Below are 24,986 nucleotides of genomic sequence, written 5' to 3' on the forward strand. Positions count from 1 at the left end.
GCGGCCGGAGGCCGGAGAAGTAGCCTCTGCGCTCATGCGCATCGCTCTGGCCGGACTCGCCACCAGTCACCCCTACACCGATGCCCGCGCGCTGCGCGACCACGCGGACCTGGTGGTGTGGGAGCCCGATCCGCAGCGGCTGGCACGGTTCCGGGCCGAGCAGCCGGAGGTCGCCGTGGTCCCCGACCTGGCCGCGTTGCTGGCCACCCGCCCGGACGGCGTGGTCCTCACCGTCCCCACCCCGGAGGTGCCGGACGCGCTGGCCCAGGTGTTGGCCCGCGGGCTGCCTTGCTTCGTCAACAAGCCGGCCGCCGCGACCCTCGGGCAGCTCGAGCGGTTGGAACGCGTCGTGCAGCGGGCGCCCGAACTCGTGCTCACCTCCTCGGTGCTGCGCTTCGCGCCGGACTTCGTGGCGTTCGACGTGCCGCGGGACGAGGTGCTGTCGGTCCGGGCCACGGTGCGGCACGACGTCGGCCTCTGGGCCACCGGCTACAACCCGTGGCAGGACGACCCGGCGGTGGGCGGCGGCACGCTGGTGATGATGGGGCTGCACGGCGTGGAGCTGCTGGTCGCGCTGCTCGGGCCGGCGGTACGGCTGGTCGGGGCCGCCGGCGCCGTACGCCGCCACCGGGGACTGCGCTCCGAGGACACCGGGCTGCTGGCGCTGCAGTGGGACGACGGGGTGCTCGGCGCGGTCGAGGTCCTCGGGGTCAGCGAGGGCGAGGCATACGAGGTGACCGTCCACACCGGCGGTGGAGAGCAGCGGGTGGTGCTGCGCGGCGGCCCGGACCAGCTCGGCTACCGGGCCACCATCGACGCGTTCCTGGGCATGGTCCGAGGTGGGCCGAGCCCGGTGCCGTGGGCGCAGACCCGGGCCGTGCTGGGCCTTCTCGCTGCGGCGCGCGCCACCGCCGGAAGCCGGTGAATACGAAGGGCAGACCGGCATGCCCGTCGGGCCGCGCCGGGCGACCCACCACCCCGGACACCTTGACGCTCCCGTGGCCGGAAGTTACGGTCATGACCGTTACTTCGGAAGGGGTGTGGTGGCATGCGGACGGTGGCGGACCTGGAGGAGCGACTCTCCCGCCCAAGGGACGTCCTGGTGGACGACCTGCGCAAGCTCGACGGCGACATCCTGATCCTCGGCGCGGGCGGCAAGCTGGGGCCCAGCCTGGTCCGGCTGGCGCTGCGGGGGGTCGCGGCTGCGGGCACCGTCGCGCGGGTCGTCGCCGTGTCACGCTTCTCCGAGGCCGGCCTAGCCGACGCGCTGCGCGACGAGGGCGCCGAGGTGGTCGAGGCGGACGTCGCCGACGACGCCACGCTGGCCGCGCTGCCCGACGCGGCGAACGTCGTCTTCCTGGTCGGCGCCAAGTTCGGCACCTCCGGCCGGGAGCACGCCACCTGGGCCACCAACACCTACCTGCCGGGCCGCGTCGCGCAGCGCTTCGCCGGATCGCGCCTGGTGGCGCTGAGCACCGGCAACGTCTACCCGCTCGTGCCGGTGACCGCCGGCGGCTGCGTCGAGCAGACCCCGGTCCAGCCGGTCGGCGAGTACGCAATGTCCTGCCTGGGCCGCGAGCGCATCCTCACCCACTTCGCGCTGCGCGACGACACCCCGCTGGCCCTGATCCGCCTCAACTACGCCGTCGAGATGCGCTACGGCGTGCTCGTGGACATCGCCCGCGCCGTGCACGCCGGCCAGGCGGTGGACCTCACCATGGGACACGCCAACGTCGTCTGGCAGGGCTACGCCAACGAGGTCGTCCTGCGCGCCCTGCACCACACCGCCACACCGCCGTTCGTGCTGAACCTGACCGGGCCCGAGCTGGTCTCGGTCCGCCAGGTATCCGCCGCGGTCGCCGCGCGGCTGGGCCGCGAGCCGATCCTCACCGGCACCGAGGCGCCGACCGCGCTGCTGTCCAACGCCCAGCTCTGCCACCGCCTGTTCGGCTACCCCGACATACCCCTCGCCGAGCTGATCGAGCTGACGGCGGACTGGGTCGCCGACGGCCAGCCCCTGCTCGACAAGCCGACCGGCTTCCAGCGCCGCGACGGCAAGTTCTAGGAGAGACGTGTTGACCGCATCGAGCACCCGACAGGCCGCCGCGCTGGCCCGGTTCCGGCACGGGTGCGTCATCCCCGCCCATCCGCTCGCCCTAGACGCCGACCGCAAGCTCGACGATCGCCGGCAGCGGGCGTTGACCCGCTACTACCTCGCCTCCGGCGCGGGCGGCATCGCCGTCGGCGTGCACACCACCCAGTTCGCCATCCACGACCCGAAGGTAGGCCTGCTCGCCCCGGTGCTGGAACTGGCCGCCGAGACCGCGGCCGGCTCGGACGCGATCCTGGTCGCCGGGGCCTGCGGGGACACCTCGCAGGCCGTCGCCGAGGCGGAGTTGGCGGCCTCGCTCGGCTACCACATGGTGCTGCTGTCGCCGTACGGGCCGCTGGACGAGGACGCTCTCGTCGAACGGGCCCGGGCGGTCGGCGAGGTGCTGCCGGTGATCGGCTTCTACCTGCAGCCGGCCGTCGGCGGCCGGGTGCTGTCCCGGGACTTCTGGGCCCGGCTGGCCGCCCTCGATTCGGTGGTCGGGATCAAGGTGGCGCCGTTCGACCGCTACCGCACGCTCGACGTGCTGCACGGCGTTTGCGCGGCCGGCCGCAACGGCGACCTCGCCCTCTACACCGGCAACGACGACCACATCCTGGCCGACCTGGTGGCGCCGCACCGGGTCGTCGTCGACAGGCGGGCGGTGGAGGTCGAGTTCGTCGGCGGCCTGCTCGGCCAGTGGGCGGTCTGGGCGCGCACCGCGGTGACCCTGCTCGACGAGGCCCGGCGGGCCCGGGCCGGTGACGACACCGCGCTGCGCCGGCTGCTCACCCTGGACGGTCACCTGACCGACGCCAACGCCGCCATCTTCGACGCCGCCAACGGCTACCACGGCTGCATTCCCGGAATCCACGAGGTGCTGCGCCGGCAGGGCCTGCTGGCCGGCCGGTGGTGCCTGGACCCGGACGAGGAGCTCTCGCCGGGACAGCTCGCCGAACTCGACCGGGTGCACCGGGCCTACCAGCACCTGCGCGACGACGACTTCGTCGCCGAGCACCTGGACGAGTGGCTGTCCTGACGCCTGCCGGGAGATTCGGTCCACGTCGACGGGGGCGTGGACCGGATCGTCTCAGAGGGTCAGCCGGTAGAGCGTCAGCGGGCGGCCGCTGGTGCCAGAGGCGAGGTTGCCGGTCCGCTCGGCCAGGCCGGCCAGCTCCAGCCGGTGCAGCATCCGTCGGGCGGTGCGTTGTTGCACGCGCAGCTGGTCGGCCACCTCCCGGCTGGTCAGCGGCTCGTCGCCGACCGTCGTGCGCACCTCCCGCAGCCGCAGCAGGGTGGGCACCGACAGGCCGACCCGCTGGGCGATGACGGCCAGGTTCACCTCCGACGGTGGCGGGGCCGGCGTGGTCGACTCGAGCACGATGTCGGTCTCGCCGCGCAGCGACAGCACCGCCGTGGTCGGGCCGACCCGGCGCGCCCGGCTCAGCGCCCGCCGCGCCAGGTTCTCCGCCTCTGCGGCGCTGCGTCCCAGGCCGAAGCCGATCTGCACGGTCTCGTGCCGGTCAGCGAGGCGGCGCAGCATCGGCAGCGCGGTGAACCCGCCGGTCGCGTCGTGCAGCGGGCCACGGGTGGTGACGATGAGGTACGTGTCCGGGGCGAACCGCGCGAGCGTGCCCCCGAGCCCGGCGACCTCCTTGAGCAGCCCGTCGTCGCCGTCGGAAAGGTTGGCCAGGCCGAGCGCGATCTGGGCGTCCTCCTGGGCCTGGCTGCCGACCTGCAGCAGGAGCTGGCGCAGCGCCGTGCGGACCGAGTGGTTCGACGGGGCCAGGCGGAACGCCGGCATCTCGTGGCGCAGCACCTCGTACACCGAGCTGATGCAGGTGACCGCGACGTCCGCGCCGGCCTTGCGCTGCCGCTGGTGGAATGCCACCACGTCCTCCGAGCTGAGGCCGCTGCGGTACGGCAGCGACCGGACCCGGTCCATCGGCAGGACCGCCTCGCCGAAGGTGGTCGCGACGTCGGCGCCGGTGACGGTGTCGATCGACATCCGGGTGACGTCGTGCCCGGAGCGCAACAGCCGTACGGCCGCCTGGAGCAGGGTCGCGCCGGTGTAGTCGACGAAGACCGCCGGGCGGTTGAGGGCGTTCCCCTCCCGAGCGAGGGTGTAGGGCACCACGCCGGTGAACAGCCATGCGTCCACCTGCCCCGCGTGCGCCTCCACGATCGCCGGAGCCTGCGACTCGTGGTCGTAGTGCAGCCGGCGGGCGGTGACGCCGGGCTGCTCCTCGCAGGTCGCGGCCACGTCGTCGACTAGGTCGTGCGGACCGATGACCCCGATCTCGATGGTCACCGCTGCCTCCTGTCGGGGGTTGCATTGTTCGCAGCACAAGATTACGGTCAGGCCCGGTATTACTGTAGCCCGGGAGGGTACGTGTCGTCGTTTCCCAGCATGGCCGACGCCAGCGGCCGGACGATCGGCGCGGAGGAGTTGGCCGCGGTCAGCCGGGTGCTCGAGTCGGGCATGCTCAGCTCGGTCTGGGGCACGGAGGTCCGCGCCCTGGAACGCGAGATGGCCGACCGCCATGGAGTGTCGCACGCCGTCGCCGCCAGTTCGGGAACCGCGGCCCTGCACCTGGCCGTCGCCGCCGTCGCGCCGGATCCGGGCGACGAGATCATCACCTCTCCGATCAGCGACTTCGGCACGGTCGCGCCCATTCTCGCGCAGAACGCGGTGCCGGTGTTCGCCGACGTCGATCCGTATACCGGCAACCTGGATCCGGCGGCGGTCGCCGCTGCGATCGGGCCGCGCACGCGGGCGATCCTCGCGGTGCACCTGTTCGGCGCCGCCGCCGACCTGCGCGCGGTCGCCGACGCCGCCGGCGTGCCGCTGATCGAGGACTGCGCCCAGGCGTGGCTCACCCGCTACCCGGACGGCACCCTCGCCGGCACGGCCGGCGCGATCGGGTGCTTCAGCCTGCAGCAGTGGAAGCACATCACCTGTGGCGACGGCGGTCTGGCCGTCACCGACGACTCGGTGCTGGCCCGCCGGATGCGGCTCTTCGCCGACAAGGGCTGGCCGCGCGACGAGTCCCGCCGGCACGTCGGCCTCGGCCTGAACTACCGGATGACCGAACTCGCCGGTGCCGTCGCCCGGGCCCAGCTGGCGAAACTGCCGGGGGTGCTCGCCGACCGGCGACGCACCGCCCGGCGGCTGGTCGACGCGCTGGCCGACCTGCCCGGCGTGCACCTGCCGGCGGACGTGGACGCGCACGCCTGGTGGCTGTTCCCGATCGTGCTGGACCCGCCGCTGACCAACCACGGGGTGGCCGGGAAACTAGCCGCCGCCGGGATCCCCGCCCGCGCCGGCTACCTGGAACAGCCGCTGCACTGCGCCCCGGCGCTGACCGAGGCCCCCGTCTACGGCGACTCCCGCTTCCCGCTGACCGTGCCACCGGCGGACCGGTTGCCGGCCTACGGACCCGGGTCGTTCCCGATCGCCGAGCGGATGATCGAGCGGACCCTACTGGTGGTCGACTGGAACGAGCGGTACACCGACGCCCACGTCGACGAGATCGCCCGGGCCGTCCGCGCCGCGGTGACGTCGTGATCGCTCCGGTCGCCGCCGCGCTGCGCGACCGGCTGCGCTGGCGGCTGATCGCCGCGACCGCCACCCCGGTGGACGCGACCGGCGCCGTCGACCCGGACGTGCTCGGCCGCTATCTGCGAGGGCTGGTCACCGACGGGGCGGACGCCTTGGCCGTGCTTGCGCACACCGGACGCGGCCCGTACCACGACGAGTCCACCCGCGCTCTGGTCATCCGCCGCGCCGTCGATACCGGGGCGCCGGTGATCGTCGGCGTCGGCGGCCGGCCGGGGGAGGGGACCGACGAGGTGGTTGCGCAGGCGGCGCGGGCGGCCGCCCTCGGTGCGGCCGGCCTGCTGGTCTTCCCGGTGGACGACGATCCCGTCGACCACCACGACGCGCTCTGGCACGCCGCCGGCCTGCCGATGCTCGCCTTCGACCTCTACCTGCGGCCGTACCCTGAGCCCGAGCTGGCCGAGTTGTTGGGGCACCCCGGTGTCGCCGGGGTGAAGGTGGCCCGGCTGCACGACGCCCTCGCCTGCCAGGCAGCCCTGGCCGCCGCGCACCGGGCCGACCGGCTGGCGGTCACCGGCGAGGACCGCATGTTCGGGCCGTCGCTGATGTGGGGCGCCGAGGCGGCCCTGGTCGGCCTGGCCGCCGCCGCGGTCCCGGTCACCGCCCGGGCGCTGCGCGCCTACACCGACAAGCGGTACGACCAGTTCCTCACCGCCTCCGCCGACCTCGACCGGCTGGCCCAGGTCACCTTCACCGAACCGATGGAAGGGTACGTGCAGCGCATGCTCTGGATCGCCGCCGAGGAAGGCCGGATCCCGGCGAGCCACGCGGACGACCCACACGCCCCGGCGCTGCCCGACGGGGAACGGGACCGGGTGCTGCGAGTGGCCGGGTGCCGGTGAACGACAACCCGTTCGTAGCCGGCGACCTACCGCCGGTGACCCTGGACATCGACGTGCTCGTCGGCCGGTACGCCGACCGGCCCGGGCCCACCGGCGAGCCGGCGGTGGTCGCCGAGACGCTGGCCGCCAACGGCGTGGAGCGGGCAGCCGTGGCTAGCCTGCGCGCCGCCCTGTTCGACGTGCGCAGCGGCAACGACGAGGTGGCCGCCCTCACCGGCCCCGGCGTGCTGCCGGTCGGCGGGCTGGACCTGCGCGACCCGCTCGGCGCCGAGCGGGAGGTCGTCCGGCTCGCCGAGCGCGGCTTCCGGGCCGTGCGGCTGTTCCCCGACGAGCAGCGCGTCGAGCCGGACTTCCCGTCCGTACGCAGCGTCGCCCGCGCGGCCACCGTGGCCGGCCTGGTCATCCTCACCGGCGGGGACGTCCGCCGCTTCTGGCGGCCGCTGCGCGGCGCGACCGTCGTCTTCCTCGACACGCACTTCTACCACCTGGGCGACTTCGTCGTGGTGGCCCGCGACGAGCCGGGCTTCCACACCTCCACCCGGCTGCTCAACTCGCCGGACGCGCTGGAGACCGTCGCCGCGCACGTCGGCGTCGAGCGCCTGCTGTACGGCTCCCGTGCCCCGTTCTACGAACCCGTCGTGCCGCGGCTGCGGCTGGCCCGGGGCGCGCTCGGCCCGTCCGGGGTCGAGGCGGTGACGGGCGGGAACGCCCGCCGGATCCTGGGGCTGGCCGGATGATCATCGACGTGCACGCCCACTGGGGCCCGTGGTTCTTCAGCATGGAGGTCGGCTCGGTCGCGACGAACCTCACGGTGATGGACCGGTACGGCATCGACCTGGCCGTGGTCTCCGCCACCGAGGCGGTGATCTACGGCGTCGCCGCCGGCAACCGGGCGCTGGCCCGGGTCCTGGAGAGCAGCGACCGGCTGCTCGGCTACCTGACGATCAACCCGCGCCGGCTGGACGACGCCGAACGGGACCTGCGCGAACTGCTGCCCACCGGTCGGTTCGTCGGCGTGAAGATCCACACCGACTACACCGGCTCGCCGGCGAACTCGGCGCAGACCCGGGCGGCCCTGGAAATGGCCGCCGCGCACGACCTGCCCGCCCTCGTGCACACCTGGGACACGACGCCGCTCGATCTGGCCCAGGCGGTCGCGGACATCCCCGGGGTGCGCGCCATCGCCGGCCACATGGGTGCGAACGGCTGGCGGCACGCCATCGAGGCTGCCAACGGGGTGGATCGGCTCTGGCTGGAGCCCTGCTTCTCGCACACCGAGGCAGGTCGCTTCGCCGCAGTGGCGGCGGCGGTGAACCCGCGCCGGCTACTCTTCGGCACCGACGCCACCCTGATCGATCCGGCCGCCGCGTACGGGGCGGTGCTCGCCGCCGACCTGCCGCCCGAACTGGCCGAGCGGGTCGCCTGGCGCAACGCCGCCGAACTGTTCCGGCTCGACCTGTCCTCCGACACGGTTCCACGAGTCGGCGGATGAGACAGCGGACCGCCGCCGGGGAGCGTCCGCGAGGCGCAGTCGAGCGTCCGCCCTGCAACGCCTCGCGGGCCGCCGGGGACTCACGGCAACGGCTGTGGCGGGCGTGGGCCCACGTACCGCGAGTCCGGCCGGATGATCTTCGAGTCCTCGGCCTGTTCCAGTACGTTCGCGCACCACCCGATGACCCGGCTGGTGGCGAAGGTCGGCGTGAACATCTCCCGGGGCAGCCCGCACAGGTGCATGACGACGCCCGCGTAGTACTCCACGTTGGTGTGCAGCTTTCGGCCGGGCTTCAGCTCCGCCAGCAGCGACAGCACCCGCTGCTCGACGGCCACGGCGAGGTCCACGAGCTGCCCGCCGAGGGATTGGGCGATCCCCTTGAGCATGCGGGAGCGCGGGTCTTCCGTCCGGTAGATCGGATGCCCGAACCCCATGATCCGCTCCCCGTTGAGGATGCGCGCGCGCAACCACGAGTCGGCCCGGTCGATGGAGCCGATGGCGTCGAGGGTGTCGAGGGCCCGGCTCGGAGCTCCGCCGTGCAGGGGGCCGGACAGCGCGCCGAGCGCGCCGCCGATGCAGGCGTGGATGTCCGCGCCGGTGGAGGCGATGACGCGGGCCGTGAAGGTCGACGCGTTGAAACCATGATCAACGGTCGCGATCAGGTAGCGCTCGACCGCCCGGGCGTGGAGCTCCGACGGCTCCGCACCGCTGATCATGTACAGGTAGTTCGCCGCGTGGGACAGGTCGTCGCGCGGCGCGATCGGCTCCAACCCCGCTCGCAGGCGGTACAACGCGGCCAGCAGGCTGGGCGTGAGGGCGCAGAGCGCCATGGCTTGCGCCCGCCGCTCGGCCGGCGGCGTGTCGTACAGCGCGCCGGCTCCGGCGGCGAGACCGGCGACGGCCAGCGCGGCGCGCAGCCCGCCCATCGGGTCCTGAGCAGTCGAGGCCGCGGCGATGCCAGGCAGCGCGGCGGCGACCGCGGGCGGGATGTGACGCAGCGGTGCGGCCTCCTCGTGCAGCGCCTTGGGCTCGGCGGGGAGGGAACCGTCGACGAGGAGCGCCCAGACGTCCTCGAGCGTCCGCCGTTCTGCCAGGTCGATGGCGGAGTACTGCCGGTAGTGGTAGAAGCCCTCGTCGCCGCGGACGTGGCCGATCGTGGTGTCGGTGACCACGACGCCGGCGAGTCCGCGCGGAACGGTGATGGTGTCAGCCATGCGGGCAGCGTCGCGCCGGCGGACCGGGCCGGTCAACATTGATCCAGTCAACGTGAGAGCATGGCCACATGTCGGGGGACCAACTGCTGACGACCGCCGAGGTGGCGCACCGCCTGCGCATCAAGCCGGAGACCATCTACGCGTACGTCAGCCGTGGGGTGCTCGACAGAGTCAAGGTTCCCGGCGAGCGGATCAGTCGCTTCCGTCTGGCCGACGTGGAGCGGCTGGCCTCCCGTACACAGGCGACCCGGCCGGAACGTGATGTCGCCCCGGCGATGCGCACCGCCACCACCCTGATCGCGTACGGGCGGTTGCACTACCGGGGGCTGGACGCCGCCAAGCTCGCGCCGGTGACCCCGTTCGAGGAGGTCGCGAACTGGCTCTGGACGGGCGAGCGGCGCCGGGACGCCTTCGTGGCGTCCGCGGAAACCCGGGATCGGGCCGGGCAGGCCGGCGACCACCTGCCCGCCCAGGCCCGGCCCTTCGACCGGCTGCCGGTGATCGTGGCCGTCGCGGCCGCGACGGACCCGCTGCGCTTCGACCTGGCGCCGGCCACCGTCACGGCTCTCGCGCCCGCGCTGCTGTCCACCATGGTCGATGCTCTGCCCCTCGTGGGCGGGACACCGCCGGACGACGGTCTGGCAACCCGCCTGTGGTCCCGGTTGACCGGCACGCCGGCGTCCGCGGACGGCGTCCGGGCGCTCAACGCCGCACTCGTCCTGCTCGCCGACCATGACCTGGCCGCGTCGACCATCGCGGTACGCGTTGCGGCATCGACCCGCGCGAACCCCTACGCGGCGGTGCTCGCCGGTCTCGGTGCGCTGGACGGGCCGATGCACGGAGCGGTCGGCAGCAGCGTCTACCGGTTCATCGAGGCCGCGCTGCGCGACGGGGCGTCGGCCGCGATCGCCGAATGGCTGCGGACCGGCGGCCTGCCCGGCTTCGGGCACTCGTTGTATCCGGAGGGCGACCCGCGCGGGGCGGCCCTGCTCGATCTCGTCGCGCGGTTGCCGGTCGGGGGCGACCTGCGGCGAACCGTCGACGACCTGGTCACCACGGCGGCCCGGCGAGGCGCCCTGCCCAACGTCGACTTCGCCGTCGCCGCGTTGGCGCACGTGACTGGCATGGGGCCGGGCGCCGCGGAGGTGATCTTCGCAGTCGCCCGGACGGCGGGCTGGATCGCGCACGTCATCGAGGAGTACGCCCAGCCGAACAACCGGTTCCGGTGGAGCAGCGGCTACACCGGGCCAACCCCCGCGCCGGCGTGAACTCCGACTCACGGCGCGGGGCCACGGCAGCTGGACGCGACGGCCCCCGTCGCGGGCCGGGCGTAGCGACGGGACGACAAGGTCGATCCACTCTTCCGGCTGCGAACTACTTCCCGGGCAGCGGGAAGCGGGCGAGGTCCATGCCGAGCATTTCCCAGGTCGACCTGCCGTGCGGGGTGAAGTTGAAGGCCGGGTTGTTGTACCAGCCGCGTGGCACGTTGTCGTACAGGGTGGTCACCTCGCCGTCGGGGACGGTCGGCAGCTCGCAGATGTCGTTGGTCCAGTGCACCCAGGAGAAGACCCGGCCGTCAATCCCGTTGAACTGGCCGTATCCGCCGAGGCCACCCTCCATGACGATGGTGCGGGTGCTCAGGTCGTAGGCGAACCAGGCCCCGCGCGGGCGGCGGCCCATGGCGTAGAGCAGGTTGCCGACCACGTGCAGGCTCTCGTACGACTGCCAGTCCGGCTTGATCTTGATGTACGACGCGGCGCGGCTGCCCTACGCGGCCAACGTCGAGGCGGCCCGCCGGGTCGCCGACTGGGCCCACGAGCGGGGACTCTGGCTCGAGGCGGAGCTGGGCTGGATCGGCGGTAAGGACGGCGAGGCGCCGTTGGACGCCCACACGCCGGGCTCCCGCACGGATCCGGACCAGGCGGCGGCGTACGTGGCGGCGACGCGGGTGGACGCGCTGGCCGTGGCGGTCGGCAGCAGGCACGCCATGACCACCCGGACGGCAACCCTCGACCACGCGCTGATCGCCAAGCTGCGGGACGCCGTCGCCGTGCCGCTGGTGCTGCACGGCTCATCAGGGGTGCCGGACGAGGAACTCGTGCGAGCGGCGGCCGGTGGAATCGCCAAGATCAACATTGGTTACGGCGCTGAACGTCGCGTTCACCTCCGCGATCCGCGCCCGCCTCGCCGACGATCGCGCCGTCACCGACCCACGCGCGTACCTGTCCGTCGGCAGGGCCGCGATGACGGAGGCCGTCGAGCACTTCCTCCGGCTTCTCGCATCGTCGCGCGGCTGACCTGGTGCAAGGCTGGTCCTCGGGAAGATCCAGGATGACGCCGGCCGTCGCGACATCGACCTCACCGTCGTACTCGTCGCGGGCCGCCGCCCGGGCGGCGGAATGGTCCGTACCCGGCCGCAGGTGCGTCAGGAGCAGGCGTCGCGCACCGGCCGCCGCAGCCTGCTGACCGGCGTCGCGCGCGCTCGACTGGAAGCCCTTCGAGTCCTCCGGCACCTCGTCCAGGTAGGTCGCCTCGGCCACGAGCAGGTCGGCACCGCGTGCCAGATCGACGACGTCCGAACTTGGGCCGCTGTCCCCGGTGTACGCGATCACCTGGCCGCCCGCAGCCAGCCGCACGCCGGCGTTCGGCACCCAGTGCGATAACAGCCGGGTCTGGGCGCGGAACGGGCCGATGGTGAGGTCGCTGCCGGCGGTGAACTCGTGCAGCACGTAGGCGGCGTCCAGCATGCCGGGACGGTCCAGCGCCAGCACCGCGTCCAGCGCACCCGGCAGCGCGTACACGGGTAGCGGTGGGGGACGGTCGTCGCGCAGCGTACGCGCCCGCAGCAGGGGATTGAGATCGGCGCAGTGATCGGGATGGCCGTGGCTGACGAACACCGCGTCGACCTGGTCAGCTCTGACGTGTTCCAGCAGCCGCGGCATCGTCGCGTAGCCGACGTCGACGAGCAGCCGGAAGTCGTCATGTTCCACGAGGTAGCCGCTGCACGCCTGGCCCGCCTCCGGCCAGACACCACATCCGCCGAGAACGGTGAGCCGCATCGTGAAGACTATACCGACCAGCCTGTCACAGCCGAACCACTTTGTGTCACTGCTCCCTATCTGACGCGCCGCCTGAACGTAGATGCCGTTTTGCGCGGCGTAAGAACCCCTGGGGATCCCTAAGAAGTAGGGAGTCGGGACAGGTTGATCATGCTCAGCCGGTGCCGGACGGCCAGGTTTGGGCAGGCCAGGCACCTGACACCACACGGGGCGAGGGTTCGTCCGGTGGCTCGTTTCGGGAACACCCCCAAACGAGCCCCCATCGCCGTACCCAATCGAGCCCCGGAACGAGCGCGGACGAAAGGGCCACGGTTGCCGCGTGATGATGGCCGTTTCATCGCCGTGCCGGCCGACCGCCGCATCGGTGCCCGCGGTCGCGTTCAGCGTCGTCTGGCAGCCGCAGGCCGAGCCACCGGCCACGCGGGTGGAGCCGAACGAAGCGCGGGACACCCGCCCGGTCCCGTTCGGACCGGCCGCCCACCCGGTTCCTGGTGCCAGCGCAACTCTTCCCCGGGTACGAGGCGGTCGTCGTCCTCGCCACCGCCGCCCACGCACTTGGACCGGCCGGTCAACGCCCGACCCGATCCGGCCGGCCCGCGGTCGAACCCGGTGGCCATAAGCCGGCTCGCGCCGGTACTCGGTCGGCTCGACCCCCGGCAGCCGACGATGGTCCGGCACGTTTGCCTGACGATGGTCGCGAAGGTTCTGGCTTCCGGGCGGAGGCCACGCCGGGCCGGCCTGACGTTGGTCCCCGACGAGGACGTCACCTCTACGCCGCAGACGTCCGCGAACGCGCGCCTCGACCCGCAGCACCTGGCCGCCTGCTGGCGGATCCTCGAGGCCTGAGCCGGCGTACGGCGAGGATCGTCACCAGCGCGGCGGCAAGCGGGAGGTGCAACAGACTGGAGGTCGTCATGACCGCTGGTCAAATTCGACGAAGACCGCGAATGGTATGTGCCGGGACGCGGGGTCGAGGACATTGTCGAATCGGTGCCTGCCGGGATGCTCGAGGACAGTGACACGGCACCTGTAATCCTCCGTAACCGCGCGTGGCATATTCGGCCGTCGGCGTGGGTAGAAGGACGTCACTGCGCCGGGGCGGGTAGGGGCGATCTGTCTGGCTCCACGGGCCGACCGGGCCCCCTCGTCCGCTGGCGGTGCGATGTAGCCCGGTCTACCGCGCAGAGGGAGGGCGGCCGATCATGCTGTTCCAAGGTGGATTCATTCGTCGACGGCGGGCACCGGCTGGAGGATCGCCTGCCCGCCCGCTCGCCGGCCGGAGCTGGCGACCTGCCGGAGTGCCCAGCTATTGCGAGCGGCACCATCGTGTCGTCCGCCGGGTGCGGTGACCGTCATGCCCGCCCCGCCCGCGCCCCGGACCGCGCCCTCCGTCCTGGCGGTACCCCCGACGTACCTGCAGTACCTGCAGGTCAGGCTGCTGGAGGCCGAGGCCAGCCTGACCGCGATGACCGAGAAGTACGAGCGGACGAAGGCTCGCTTCGACCGCTGCTACGCACGCCGCGGCATCACTCCGCAGACCGACATCGTCAATTACATCAATGCGAAATCGATGAACCCCGAGCTGAAGTTCTGGTATTCCAAGGTCGAGCATTTCCAGCGGGAGGTGACCGCCTACGGGGCGGTGCTGACCGGGCTTGATGCCGCGCGACGGATGCTGGGTGACGACGGTCACCGGGCACCCGAGTACGGGCGGGCACGCAACAGCCGGCGCGTGCTGAATCGCGCCAGCTGACGGCCGACGGGCGGCACCACTGCGCTGATCGACCCCCAGGCCGGGTATCGGTCGGCAGACTGCAGGGGTGAAAGCTCCGCGCGCGATCAGGTGGACGCCGTGGCGGTTCGTAACCGTGTTCGGCGTGGTCAGCCTGCTGTCGGACGTGGTGTACGAGGGTGCCCGGTCGGTCATTGGCCCGTACCTGGCCACCCTCGGCGCATCGGCGACCCTCGTCGGGCTGGTCACCGGCGTGGGGGAGGGGTTCGCCTTGGCCGGGCGGCTGGGCACCGGGCCCCTCGCCGACCGTACCCGGGCCTACTGGCCCCTCGTACTGCTTGGCTACGCCGTGACCATGGTCGCCGTGCCCGCTCTAGGGTTGACCACCGCGCTGTGGCTGGCTGCGGCGCTGTTCATCGCGGAGCGTGCCGGCAAGGCGATCCGCGGTCCGGCGAGGGACGTGATGCTCTCGCACATCTCCATCTGGTTCACCCCGTCCCGCCTGGGCGTCGGGTCCAGCCAGATGTCGTACGAGGCGTTGTGGATGGCGCCGCTGACGTACCGGTAGTTGATGCTGCTGGTGGCGCTGCTGATCTGGCTCACCTGGATCGGTAGGTTCGTGCCGGGGGAGCAGTTGGTGTAGTGGCAACCGAAGAACACCGAGGGGTACGCCGTCGGCGCGCCGTTGGTGGGGTTGCTGCCGTTCTGGGTGGGTGATCTCGAAGCCGGTGTCGGTGACGTTGATGCACTGCTTGGCGCTGGTGCCCCAGCGGTTGTTCTGCACACCACGTACCGGCTCTGGATGACGGTCGAGCCGTACTGCTCGCAGATCTGGGTGTCGGCGGAGGCGTTGCCGCCGAGTGCCACGGCGACGATCGAGCCGCCGAGCAGCAGGCCGGCGGCGACCAATGCCCGAAGTGGACGTTTCATGACGCTCCTTGACCGCGGCGCGTGCCGGGCGCCGGACGGGTCGGGGCGAATGCGGGAGCGCTCCCACGCTCACCGACACATTTACATGTCTGAAACTGACGCGCAACCGTACGCGTCAAACTGATGAAATGTGAGGATTGCCACGCCCGCGCCGGACGGCCGTCGGCGGACGTCCAGCTAACCGGCGCGGGCCGCCCAACGATCGTCTCCGGGCGGGCCGATCGGGCCCTGGTGTGCGCCGATAGCGCCGAGTAGCGTGTTGCCTCCAACGCGTGCCGTATCCCCTCCGGAGGCGTACACCACCATGGGTGGCTCCCCCCTGCGCATCCTCGTCGTCGGCGCGGGCATTGCCGGCCTGGCCGTGGCCCGGGCGCTGCGCCTGGCGGGCTTCCGGCCGGACGTCACGGACAAGCTGCCACCGGGCGAGTCCACCGAGACGGGCCTCTACCTGCCGGGCAACGCCGCCCGCGCGCTGCACCGACTGGGCCTGCACGACCCGGTCCGCCCGCTCGGGCAGGTGATCCACCGGCAGCGCTTCTTCGACGCCGCGGGCGCACCGCTCTGCGAGGTCGACCTCGACGCCCTCTGGGCCGGCGTCGGCGAATGCCGGGCCCTGCCCCGGGCGGATCTGCACCGGGTGCTGCTCAGCGGAGCCGGCGGCGCCGTCCGCCACGGCGCCGAGGTCCGCACCCTGGACCTGCTCCCGCGCGGGGTCGGAGTCACCTTCACCGACGGCACCAGCACCGAGTACGACCTGGTCATCGGTGCCGACGGGCCGCGATCCTCGGTCCGCACCCTGGCCTCCCTCGGCGGGCCGCCCCGCCCGGTCGGGCAGGTGGTCTACCGGGCCGTGCTCCGCGATGGCCCTCCGGTCACCGAGTGGACCGCCCTGCTCGGTCAGCGCTCCGGGATGCTGCTGGTGCCGATCGGCGCCAATCGGCTGCACTGCTACGCCGACGAGGCCGGCACCGACCCGCCCGCCGACCCACTGGCCCGGCTGCGCGACCTCTTCGCCGACTACCGCGGCCCGGTGCCCGAGGTGCTGGCGGCGCTCGACCGGGTGCACGTCGGGATCACCGACGAGGTGGAACTGGGCCGCTGGCACCGGGGGCGGGTGCTGCTGGTCGGCGACGCCGCGCACGCCACCGCGCCGACGCTGTCCCAGGGTGCGGCGATGGCGCTGGAAGACGCCGTGGTGCTGGCCGAGTCGCTGCGCGCCGCCGGCAGCGTGGAGGCGGCGCTGGTGGCGTACGAGAGCCGCCGCCGCCCGCGTACCCGATGGGTGCGGGACCGGACCCGGGACCGCAACCGGACCCGCGACGTGCCGCCGGCGCTGCGCGACCCGCTGCTGCGCGGTCGAGGCGGCCGGATCTTCGGGGAGCACTACCGGCTGCTGGTCGGCCCGCTGTAGATCGTGTCCCGCCACCCCACGCGGCGCTGCGACCTGCCGGGGACTATCCTCCTTGCGGATGACGGCCCGCAGATAACCAGCGTGTGCCGAGCGGGACAACCGAGAACCGGAGGCCACTCGTGACCACCGTCGCACCCAAGCCGGTCGTGACCCGGCCCTGGCCGGTCCGGGAGCCGGTCAAGGGGTCGGCCATCGCGCGGCTGCTGCGTACCACGGACGCGAAGCAGATCGGGATCATGTACATGGTCACCGCGTTCGCGTTCTTCATGATCGGTGGCCTGATGGCCCTGATCATGCGGGCTGAGCTGGCCCGACCCGGGCTGCAGTTCCTGTCGCCCGAGCAGTACAACCAGCTGTTCACGATGCACGGCACGATCATGCTGCTGTTCTTCGCGACGCCGATCGTGTTCGCCTTCGCGAACTACATCGTGCCGATCCAGATCGGCGCGCCCGACGTCTCCTTCCCGCGGCTGAACAGCTTCGCCTACTGGCTGTACCTGTTCGGCGGCACGATGGCGACCGCCGGTTTCATCACCCCGGGTGGCGCCGCCGACTTCGGCTGGTTCGCGTACGCGCCGCTGAGCAGCGTCGAGCACTCGCCCGGCATCGGCGCCAACATGTGGATCATGGGTCTGGCCATCTCCGGCCTGGGCACCATCCTCGGCGCGGTGAACATGATCACCACGGTGCTCACCCTGCGTGCGCCCGGCATGACCATGTTCCGGATGCCGATCTTCACGTGGAACATCCTGGTCACCAGCCTGCTGGTGATCCTGGTCTTCCCGCTGCTGGCCGCCGCGCTCTTCGCGCTCGCCGCGGACCGCATGCTCGGTTCCCACGTGTACGACCCGGCGACCGGTGGGCCGATGCTCTGGCAGCACCTGTTCTGGTTCTTCGGGCACCCCGAGGTCTACATCGTCGCGCTGCCGTTCTTCGGCATCATCAGCGAGGTCATTCCGGTCTTCTCCCGCAAGCCGATCTTCGGCTACAAGGGTCTGATCGCCGCGACCGTCGCGATCGCCGCGCTCTCGATGAGCGTCTGGGCGCACCACATGTTCGCCACCGGCCAGGTGCTGCTGCCGTTCTTCAGCTTCCTGAGCTACCTGATCGCCGTGCCCACCGGCATGAAGTTCTTCAACTGGATCGGCACCATGTGGCGGGGCCAGATCAGCTTCGAGACGCCCATGCTCTGGGCGGTCGGCTTCCTGGTCACGTTCCTCTTCGGTGGTCTCACCGGTGTGCTGCTGGCCAGCCCGCCGATCGACTTCCACGTGTCGGACTCGTACTTCGTGGTGGCGCACTTCCACTACGTGCTCTTCGGCACCATCGTGTTCGCAGTCTTCTCGGGCATCTACTTCTGGTTCCCGAAGATGTTCGGCCGGATGCTCGACGAGCGCCTGGGCAAGGTGCACTTCTGGCTCACCATGATCGGCTTCCACACCACGTTCCTGGTGCAGCACTGGCTGGGCAACGAGGGCATGCCGCGCCGGTACGCCGACTACCTGCCCAGCGATGGCTTCACCACGCTGAACATGATCTCCACGATCGGCGCGTTCATCACCGGTATCTCGACGCTGCCGTTCATCTACAACTGCTGGAAGTCGTACAAGACCGGCCCGGTGGTCGAGGTGAACGACCCCTGGGGTCACGGCAACTCGTTGGAGTGGGCGACGAGCAGCCCGCCGCCGCTGCGCAACTTCGACCGGATGCCCCGGATCCGCTCCGAGCGGCCGGCGTTCGACGCGAAGTTCCCGGAGCTGGCCGCCGGCGGCCAGAGCCTGGCCGGCCCGCCGGAGGGTGGCTCCAAGCCGCTCACCAGCGAGTCGGACGGCGGGGCCAGCTACCGCGAGGACATCGCCAGCGACGTCGACCGGAACTGACAACCAGCTCCGCAGCTGTACGACGGGCGCCGCCACCGGGACCACCGGAAGCGGCGCCCGTCGCCATGCCCGGCCCGGCGCCGCCCGGGTCCGGCCCGACCCGATGGCCACTCGTCCCGGCTCGGCCCGCCATGGCTCGGCTCGGCCCGCCACTCCCCGGCCCGTTACCGCCCGGCCGGGCCCGCCACGGTCGGCCCACCCGCTCGCCCCACCGTTCGCCCCACCGCTCGGCCCGCCACCGCTCGGCCTGGCACGGTTCGCCCCACCGCTCGGCCCACCCGTCCGGCCCGCCACGGCTCGCAACACCGCGCGGCCCGTCAACGGCCGGCCCGGCCTGTCACCGCCCGGCCCGGCCCGACCCGGCCTGACGGCCCGCCGGGCCACCTGTTCCTGATCAGCGTTATACCTGCGAGTCATAGTTATGACTCACAGGTATAACCCTCTTCCGGCACATGCTGGCGGGCAGCGGCATCGGCGGCATGACGATCGCCGTCGTCTGGGCGCGGACCACCACGAACAGGCTCGGCCCGACGCTGGCTGGGCGCGGCCCGCACCGACTAAGCGCGTGCAGGCCGGGAAGCCTCGTGCCGGCCTGGGCCGGACAGGCTCTTCCCGGCCAGGCCGGAGAGGTGCGTTTCCGCTCAGGCTGGGGGCTCTTCCCGCTCAGGCTGGGGGCTCTTCCCGCTCAGGCTGGGGGCTCTTCCCGCTCAGGCTGGGGGCTCTTCCCGCCCAGGCCAGGGGCTTCTCACGACCAGGCCGGGAGGCAGGTTCCCGGCCAGGCGGTGACGTGCCGGCCTCAGCGGGCGGCGGGGGCGAGGTCGGTCTCGACGGGCGGCGGCAGGGCGGCCGCGTCCGCGTTGCGGCGGCGACGTAGCTCGATCGGGAGCACCACCAGGGTCACCAACGCGCCCAGCGCACCGGTCACCACGAAGCCCCAGAGCGGGGCGCTGGCGTCGATCACCGCACCCGCGAGCGGTGCGCCGACCGCGATGCCGACGGTGACGGCGGATCCGTGCAGGCCCATCGCCTCACCGCGTACCTCGGCCGGTGCCAGGCGGCTGACCGCGTCGGACGAGGCCGCGATGGTCGGCGCGCAGAGCGCCCCGGCCGGGATCAGCGCCAGGCAGAGCAGCCACCAGTGCGAGCCGCCCAGCCCGACCGGGATGGTGCAGAGGCCGAGCGCCGCGGTCAGCGCCAGCGGTGAGAGCGAGCGGTGCACGGCACCGTAGGCGAAGCCACCGACCAGCGAGGCGACCGCCCAGGCGGCCAGCACCGCCCCGGTCCACCCGACCTCACCGCTCTCCCGCAGCACGGCGACCACCGCCACGTCGGTCCCGCCGAGCACGAGGGTGGCGGCGGCGCTGACGGCCAGCACGGCGAGCAGGCGCGGGGTCAGCCACTCGCGGCGGGGCACCCGGCGCCGCGGGCCGGTGGGCTCCGCGGCGCCGCGGATCGGCGGATTGAGCAGCCACAGGGCGATGCCGGCGGCAACGATCCCGGCGCCGACCAGGTAGAGGGTGGTCCGCGCGGAGATCGCGGTGACCAGGGCCACGGCCAGCGCGGGGCCGATCATGAAGGACAGCTCCACCGACATGGAGTCCAGCGCGTACGCCGGGCGGCGACGGTCCTCCGGGACCAGCGCGGCGATGGACTGCCGGACCACCGAGAAGATCGGCAGGGCCAGCGAGCCGGCGACGAAGGCGGCCGGTAGCAGCAGCGGGTACGGCAGCGAGGGCGCGGTGGCCCAGAACACCGCCTCGGCGATCCCGGTGAGCACCAGGACCGGGCGCAGGCCACGCCGGTCCACCAGCCGGCCGAGCAACGGGCCGCCGATCGCCGCGCCCACGGTGATGGCCGCGCCGACCAGGCCGGCCGCCCCGTAGCCCCGATCCAGGTCGAGCACCACGTGGAAGGTCAGCGTCACCCCGGTCGCGGTGAGCGGAATCCGGGCGAGGACGGCTACCAGCAGCAGCGACCGCAGGCCGGGCAGAGCGAGCGCTTCCCGGTAAGGCTTCATGTTCACGTGGGTCCGTACCTCCGGCGACATCCTCGACCGGTGGCGGGCCGATGACCAACGATTTACCTCGTCATGCGGCCCTGATCACAGGTTGACCGTTCAGGGTCACCCCCGCGCTGTCCATCGCCCGCAGCGCCACGTCGGTGGTGTCCGGAGCGACCGCCGCCGTCAGATCGAGCAGCACGGTGGTGGCGAAACCCTCCCGGGCGGCGTCCAGCGCGGTCGCCCGGACGCAGTGGTCGGTGGCGATGCCGACCAGGTCGACCCGGTCCACGTCGTGCCGGCGCAGCCAGTCGGCCAGGCACTCGCCGTCGTCGGCGTGCCCCTCGAACCCGGAGTACGCCGCCGCGTGCTCGCCTTTGTGGAAGATCGCCTCGACGCGCTCGGTGGCCAGGTCGGGGTGGAACTCCGAGCCGCTGGTGCCGACCACGCAGTGCCGGGGCCAGGACTCCACGAAGTCCGGCGGATCGCCGAAGTGCGCGCCCGGGTCGATGTGGTAGTCCTTGGTCGCGACCACGTGCGTCCACCGGTCCGGCTCGGCGGCGAGCAGCCGGGAGATGCCGGCGGCCACCCCCGCCCCGCCCCCGACGGCCAGCGAGCCGCCCTCGCAGAAGTCGTTCTGCACGTCCACGATGATCAGCGCGTTGCGCACTGGGCGCTCCTCTCGTCACGGCCGGGACCCGTGTGGCGGGGCCCGGATGGTCTCAGTCGGCGGGTACGACGGTGACCGGCACGGCCGGGTCGCCGGCGGAGAGCTTCAGCCCCTCCCAGGGGATGGAGATCAGGCACTCCCGCAGGTGCTCCCGCGACTCGTCGAGGGTGGGCCGCGCCACCGGTTCGCCGTGGACCACGAACGAGCGCTGGAGCAACCGGTCGTTGGGCTGCCGGTCCGGCACGCCCTGCGGGCAGATGACCTCCTCGGTGGCGGTGCCGGTCGGCTTGTGCCGGCGGACCGCCACCTTCCGGCCGCCGATGGTCGCCTTCTGCTCGGAGCGCTTCACCACCGGCCGTCCGTCGACCTCGACGAGCTTGTAGACCAGCCCGACGGTGGGCGCTCCGGAGCCGGTGACCACCGCCGTGCCCGCGCCGTACATGTCCACCGGCTCGGCGGCCAGCGCGGCGATCGAGTACTCGTCCAGGTCGCCCGAGACGATGATCTTGGTTTCGGTGGCGCCCAGTGAATCCAGCAGGTCCCGGGACTGCTGGGCGATCACCGCCAGGTCGCCCGAGTCGATCCGCACCGCCCGCAGCTCGGGCCCGGCCATCGCTATCGCGTTGCGAATGCCCTGGGTGATGTCGTACGTGTCGACCAGGAGCGTCGTGTCCTTGCCCAGCGTGGCCACCTGCGAGGCGAACGCGGCCCGTTCGTCGTCGTGCAGCAGCGTGAACGCGTGTGCCGCTGTGCCCGCCGTCGGGATGCCGTAGCGCGCACCGGCGGCGAGGTTGGAGGTGAACTGGAAACCGGCCAGGTACGCGGCCCGCGCCGCGGCCACCGCGGCCTCCTCGTGCGCCCGGCGCGATCCCATCTCGATCAGCGTCCGGCCGCGTGCCGCGGTCACCATCCGGGCCGCCGCGGCGGCAACCGCGCTGTCATGGTTGAGCACCGAGAGCGCCAGCGTCTCCAGCACCACGCACTCGGCGAAGCCGCCGGAGACGGTGAGGATAGGCGAACTGGGGAAGAACAGCTCACCCTCGGCGTACCCGTCGACGTCGCCGGTGAAGCGGTAGTCGGCGAGCCAGGCCGCTGTCGCGTCGTCGGCCACCCCGGTCTGGCGCAGGAAGTCGATCTCCGCCGGGTCGAACCGGAAGTCGCGGATCAGCTCGATCAGCCGGGCCGTGCCGGCGACCACGCCGTACCGGCGCCCGGTTGGCAGCCGGCGGCTGAACACCTCGAAGACGCAGCGGCGGTCGACGGTGCCGTCCCTGAGGGCCGCGCTGACCATGGTCAGCTCGTAGTGGTCGGTCAGCAGCGCGGGGCGGAGGGTGCTCACCGCCCCAGCCTAAGGTTCAGCTCGCGTCGCCGCCCTCGTGGCCCGGGATCGATCGCAGCGCCGCCCACAGCTCGGCCCTGCCGGTCACGCCGAGCTTGGTGTAGATCCGCTGGAGATGGTTCTCCACGGTCCGTGCGGAGAGGTAGAGCCGCTCGGCGATGGCCCGGCTGGTCGCGCCGTGCGCGGCGAGCCGGGCCACCTGCCACTCCCGCTCGGTCAGCACCGGCGCCCCGGCCTGCAGCGCCGGCGTGCGGATCAGGTCGCAGCGGCTGAGCAGCCCGGCAAGGCGCTCCCGGGCGTCGCCGGCCGCCGCCGAGTGCTGCCGGCGCAGCCGGTGCAGGGCCTGGGCGGTGGCCTCGGCGGCGTACACGTGCAGCTCCAGCGCGACGTAGTCGTCGGCGACCGCGAGCAGATCCGCGGCGGCGTCGGTCACCGCGGCCCGGGCGTGCCGGGCCAGCAGTGGCGGGAGCACGCCGTCGACCTGTTCGGAGAGCTCGGCGAGGCGCTGCGCGACGGTGCGCCGGCTGCCGTCGGAGCAGGTGGGCCCGACCGGCGCGCCGGCCTGATCCAGCCGGACCAGGTCGTGCAGGACGTGCACCTCGTGCCCGGCGAAGCCGTCCGCGCGCAGCCGGTCCACCAGGTCGTTGAGCTGTTTGATCGCGCCCGGCAGGTCGCCCGTCGCGGCGAGCACCGCGCCGCGGGCCTGCTCCAGCCACGGGTAGAGCACCGCCATGCCCGGTGCGTGGGTGCGGTCCGCCTCGGCCATCGCCTCGGTGGCCTGCGCCGCGTCGCCGCGCAGCGCCGCCGCCTGCGCCCGCTCGGCCTGGGCCAGACCGGCGTAGACCCGACTGGTGGCCAGCACCGCGCAGGCGCCCAGCGACGTCCGCATCGCCGCGTCGCTCTGCCCGCGCAGTCGGGCCGCGTACGCCTGGACGATGGCCAGGTATCCGGTGCCGAGCCGGAAGTCCCCCGCACCCGCGAGGTCGGCGAACTCGTCGGCCACGATCGCGTCGATGCCGGCCAGGTCACCGGTGAGCATGAGCCGGGTGCCCCGGGCCAACTCCAGGGCCAGTTGCAGGTACGGCATGTCGGTCCGCCAGCTGGCCGCCGCGGAGTGCACCTGGGCGATGGCCGTACCGCTGCGGCTCAGCTGGCCCTTTGCGGCCTGGACGTACGCGATGGTGCTGCGGGCCAGCTCGCGGGCGGCGACACTGGCCGCCGGCCGGTCCAGCACCCGCTGGCTGAGCCGCACGGCGGTGCTCGTGTCCAGCCGGTGCAGTCGCATGATCGCCTCGAAGGCGTGCACCCGGGCCCGGTCGGCGGAATCGCCGAGGTGCTCGACACGGGACGCGATCTCCTCCACGGTGGACTCCCGGCTCAGCCCCCAGTAGCTGACCATCCCCCGCACGGTCAGCCACCGGCAGAGTCGCCGCTCGTCGCCGGGGTCGGGGCTCACCGCGTCCAGGACCTCGATCGCCTCGTCCGGTCGGTCGGCGAACATCAGGATGGTGGCCAGCAGCTCGGCTGCGTCCGAGCCGCCGTCGGCGTTTAGCGCGGCGCGGGCGAGCCGGGTCGCCAGCGGCACGTCGTAGCGGGTGAACGCCTGCACCGCGGCGTCCAGAAGCAGGGCCGGGTCCTGCGCGGTGCCCGAGTCGAGCCGCCACACCGCCACCCGCAACAGGTCGTCGCGGCGGCGCTTGCCGACCCGCTCGAGCAGCTCCGCGAGGCTCGCCTGGAGTCGCCGGGTGCGACTGACCGGGCAGCGGCGGCGCATCACCTCGCCGTAGAGCGGGTGGGCCAGCCGGACGTTGGTCCGCCGGTCGTGCTGCACCACGCTGATCAGCCCACGTTCTTCGGCGATCTCCACGTCGGCCGGGTCGGCGGCCTGGTTGAGCAGGTGCAGGCCCAGGGGCTCGCCGAAGGCGACCAGCTCGACGACCGCGCGGACGCCGTCGGTGAGCTGCCCGACGCGGGTGTCGATCAGGTCGGTCAGGTTGGGCGCCAGCTCGAGCCGCCCGGTCCACTTCCAGATGCCGTAGGTGCGCTTGAGCTCCGCGCTGCCGTTGGCGGCGTGCACCAGCTCGCGCAGCAGCAGCGGGTTGCCGGCCGACAGCCGGCCGAGGCGGTCGGCGGAGCCGGCGTCGACCGGGCCGCCCAGGATCGTCGCCAGCAGCCCGGCGGTCTCCGCCGGTGGCATCGGGGTCAGCTCGACGTGTTCGACCAGGTCGTCGGTCCAGAGTGCGCGGATCGGCAGCGGGATCTGCTCGCCGTCGCGCAGGGTGCCGACCACGGTGGCGTTCTCCGCGCGGGCGACCAGGTGCACCAGCGCCGCGGAGGGCGGGTCGAGCAGGTGCGCGTCGTCGATGGCGAGCACGATCCGCCGGCCGGCGGCCTGCTGTTGCAGCACGCCCAGCGCCCAGCGGAGGATGCCGGCGGGAGAGAGGCCCTGGGGCTGCTCGGCGGGGAGGACCTGCACCAGCCCGCCGAACGGCAGCGCGGCCGTGGTGGCACTGGCCGCGATGGTCCAGATCGCGTACCGGTCGGTGGGCAGCGTGCTCACGCCCTCGCGCAGCAGCCGGCTCTTGCCGATGCCCGCGCTGCCGCTGAAGAAGAGCCCTCGGCCGGCCTCCCCGGTCACTGCCGCCAGCAGGCGGTTGAGCTCATCGGTTCGGCCGACGAACTGCCATCGACTCATCCCGGCAGCATATCC

General features: G+C 72.8%; 21 protein-coding genes and 2 pseudogenes. 14 read left to right on the top strand and 9 right to left on the bottom strand.

Features of this window, described 5'->3' with window-relative positions; genetic code table 11:
- The first annotated feature begins 34 nt into the window (after positions 1 to 34).
- The 3 genes from BUS84_RS29190 to BUS84_RS29200 all read left to right on the top strand — a co-directional run bounded on the left by BUS84_RS29190 (position 35) and on the right by BUS84_RS29200 (position 3,128).
- Positions 35 to 925 carry a Gfo/Idh/MocA family protein gene (locus BUS84_RS29190; RefSeq protein WP_074317379.1) on the top strand — a complete coding sequence of 297 codons (891 nt, stop codon included), beginning with the start codon at positions 35 to 37 and terminating at the stop codon, positions 923 to 925.
- 123 nt (positions 926 to 1,048) lie between these two features.
- On the top strand, positions 1,049 to 2,065 hold the full coding sequence (locus BUS84_RS29195; protein ID WP_074317381.1) for an NAD-dependent epimerase/dehydratase family protein: 1,017 nt from the start codon (positions 1,049 to 1,051) through the stop codon (positions 2,063 to 2,065).
- Positions 2,066 to 2,075: 10 nt separating this feature from the next.
- Positions 2,076 to 3,128 carry a dihydrodipicolinate synthase family protein gene (locus BUS84_RS29200; protein ID WP_208869756.1) on the top strand — a complete coding sequence of 351 codons (1,053 nt, stop codon included), beginning with the start codon at positions 2,076 to 2,078 and terminating at the stop codon, positions 3,126 to 3,128.
- Positions 3,129 to 3,179: 51 nt separating this feature from the next.
- On the opposite strand, the gene BUS84_RS29205 is transcribed toward BUS84_RS29200, so the two are convergent.
- Entirely contained in the window at positions 3,180 to 4,400 is a 1,221-nt protein-coding gene (locus BUS84_RS29205) for a response regulator (RefSeq protein WP_074317382.1), read from the bottom strand.
- An 81-nt stretch (positions 4,401 to 4,481) separates the two neighbouring features.
- On the opposite strand from BUS84_RS29205, the gene BUS84_RS29210 reads away from it, so the two are divergent.
- From BUS84_RS29210 to BUS84_RS29225, 4 genes are read left to right on the top strand one after another with little or no spacing between them, the layout of a single operon-like run.
- Entirely contained in the window at positions 4,482 to 5,657 is a 1,176-nt protein-coding gene (locus BUS84_RS29210; RefSeq protein WP_208869757.1) for a DegT/DnrJ/EryC1/StrS family aminotransferase, read from the top strand.
- A complete protein-coding gene (locus BUS84_RS29215) occupies positions 5,654 to 6,550 on the top strand; it encodes a dihydrodipicolinate synthase family protein (RefSeq protein ID WP_208869758.1) in 897 nt (298 codons plus the stop codon). Before BUS84_RS29210 ends, BUS84_RS29215 begins: the two co-directional genes overlap by 4 nt.
- Complete coding sequence (locus BUS84_RS29220) at positions 6,541 to 7,287, top strand: amidohydrolase family protein (protein ID WP_208869759.1); 747 nt, start codon at positions 6,541 to 6,543, stop codon at positions 7,285 to 7,287. The genes BUS84_RS29215 and BUS84_RS29220 overlap by 10 nt, the downstream gene beginning before the upstream one ends.
- Positions 7,284 to 8,042: an amidohydrolase family protein gene (locus tag BUS84_RS29225; RefSeq protein WP_074317386.1), complete on the top strand. Its 759-nt coding sequence runs from the start codon at positions 7,284 to 7,286 to the stop codon at positions 8,040 to 8,042. Before BUS84_RS29220 ends, BUS84_RS29225 begins: the two co-directional genes overlap by 4 nt.
- Before the next feature lie 80 nt (positions 8,043 to 8,122).
- Here the strand turns inward: BUS84_RS29225 and BUS84_RS29230 are convergent, their stop codons facing one another.
- Complete coding sequence (locus BUS84_RS29230) at positions 8,123 to 9,256, bottom strand: citrate synthase (RefSeq protein WP_074319199.1); 1,134 nt, start codon at positions 9,254 to 9,256, stop codon at positions 8,123 to 8,125.
- Positions 9,257 to 9,324: 68 nt separating this feature from the next.
- Here BUS84_RS29230 and BUS84_RS29235 point away from each other — a divergent pair, with 68 nt between their 5' ends.
- Complete coding sequence (locus BUS84_RS29235; protein WP_074317388.1) at positions 9,325 to 10,524, top strand: citrate synthase; 1,200 nt, start codon at positions 9,325 to 9,327, stop codon at positions 10,522 to 10,524.
- 106 nt (positions 10,525 to 10,630) lie between these two features.
- On the opposite strand, the gene BUS84_RS29240 is transcribed toward BUS84_RS29235, so the two are convergent.
- Positions 10,631 to 10,960, bottom strand: a complete 330-nt coding sequence (locus BUS84_RS29240) for a hypothetical protein (RefSeq protein WP_074317390.1) — start codon at positions 10,958 to 10,960, stop codon at positions 10,631 to 10,633.
- 40 nt (positions 10,961 to 11,000) lie between these two features.
- Between BUS84_RS29240 and BUS84_RS40290 the strand changes: the two are divergent.
- Positions 11,001 to 11,336: pseudogene (locus BUS84_RS40290) on the top strand (class II fructose-bisphosphate aldolase); the annotation flags it as partial.
- Between the two features lie 49 nt (positions 11,337 to 11,385).
- Here the strand turns inward: BUS84_RS40290 and BUS84_RS40295 are convergent.
- Positions 11,386 to 12,765, bottom strand: coding sequence for an MBL fold metallo-hydrolase (locus BUS84_RS40295; RefSeq protein WP_244298765.1), 1,380 nt, complete (start codon positions 12,763 to 12,765; stop codon positions 11,386 to 11,388).
- 240 nt (positions 12,766 to 13,005) lie between these two features.
- Between BUS84_RS40295 and BUS84_RS38400 the strand changes: the two genes are divergently transcribed.
- The 3 genes from BUS84_RS38400 (at position 13,006) to BUS84_RS38745 (ending at position 14,615) form a co-directional block, all read left to right on the top strand.
- Entirely contained in the window at positions 13,006 to 13,161 is a 156-nt protein-coding gene (locus BUS84_RS38400) for a hypothetical protein (RefSeq protein ID WP_159451083.1), read from the top strand.
- A 499-nt stretch (positions 13,162 to 13,660) separates the two neighbouring features.
- Positions 13,661 to 14,068, top strand: coding sequence for a hypothetical protein (locus BUS84_RS29260; RefSeq protein WP_074317395.1), 408 nt, complete (start codon positions 13,661 to 13,663; stop codon positions 14,066 to 14,068).
- A gap of 67 nt (positions 14,069 to 14,135) precedes the next feature.
- Entirely contained in the window at positions 14,136 to 14,615 is a 480-nt protein-coding gene (locus BUS84_RS38745) for an MFS transporter (RefSeq protein WP_167627062.1), read from the top strand.
- Here the strand turns inward: BUS84_RS38745 and BUS84_RS29265 are convergent.
- Positions 14,522 to 14,977: pseudogene (locus tag BUS84_RS29265) on the bottom strand (GH12 family glycosyl hydrolase domain-containing protein); the annotation flags it as partial. The gene BUS84_RS38745 and the pseudogene BUS84_RS29265 overlap by 94 nt on opposite strands.
- 304 nt (positions 14,978 to 15,281) lie before the next feature.
- Between BUS84_RS29265 and BUS84_RS29270 the strand changes: the two are divergent.
- Positions 15,282 to 16,388 (top strand): FAD-dependent monooxygenase, encoded by a 1,107-nt coding sequence (locus BUS84_RS29270; RefSeq protein ID WP_074317397.1) that lies wholly within the window; start codon positions 15,282 to 15,284, stop codon positions 16,386 to 16,388.
- 119 nt (positions 16,389 to 16,507) lie between these two features.
- The gene (gene ctaD / locus BUS84_RS29275; RefSeq protein WP_074317399.1) at positions 16,508 to 18,268 is read left to right on the top strand and encodes an aa3-type cytochrome oxidase subunit I; all 1,761 of its coding nucleotides are present in this window, start codon (positions 16,508 to 16,510) and stop codon (positions 18,266 to 18,268) included.
- Positions 18,269 to 19,064: 796 nt separating this feature from the next.
- Here ctaD and BUS84_RS29280 read toward each other — a convergent pair.
- From BUS84_RS29280 to BUS84_RS29295, 4 genes are read right to left on the bottom strand one after another with little or no spacing between them, the layout of a single operon-like run.
- On the bottom strand, positions 19,065 to 20,315 hold the full coding sequence (locus tag BUS84_RS29280) for an MFS transporter (protein WP_074317400.1): 1,251 nt from the start codon (positions 20,313 to 20,315) through the stop codon (positions 19,065 to 19,067).
- 40 nt (positions 20,316 to 20,355) lie between these two features.
- A complete protein-coding gene (locus BUS84_RS29285) occupies positions 20,356 to 20,937 on the bottom strand; it encodes an isochorismatase family protein (RefSeq protein WP_074317402.1) in 582 nt (193 codons plus the stop codon).
- A gap of 52 nt (positions 20,938 to 20,989) precedes the next feature.
- Positions 20,990 to 22,276 (bottom strand): nicotinate phosphoribosyltransferase, encoded by a 1,287-nt coding sequence (locus tag BUS84_RS29290; protein WP_074317403.1) that lies wholly within the window; start codon positions 22,274 to 22,276, stop codon positions 20,990 to 20,992.
- Positions 22,277 to 22,292: 16 nt separating this feature from the next.
- Positions 22,293 to 24,971, bottom strand: a complete 2,679-nt coding sequence (locus BUS84_RS29295) for a LuxR C-terminal-related transcriptional regulator (RefSeq protein WP_074317404.1) — start codon at positions 24,969 to 24,971, stop codon at positions 22,293 to 22,295.
- Positions 24,972 to 24,986: the final 15 nt, after the last annotated feature.

This window comes from Micromonospora cremea, from assembly GCF_900143515.1.
GTDB lineage: Bacteria > Actinomycetota > Actinomycetes > Mycobacteriales > Micromonosporaceae > Micromonospora > Micromonospora cremea.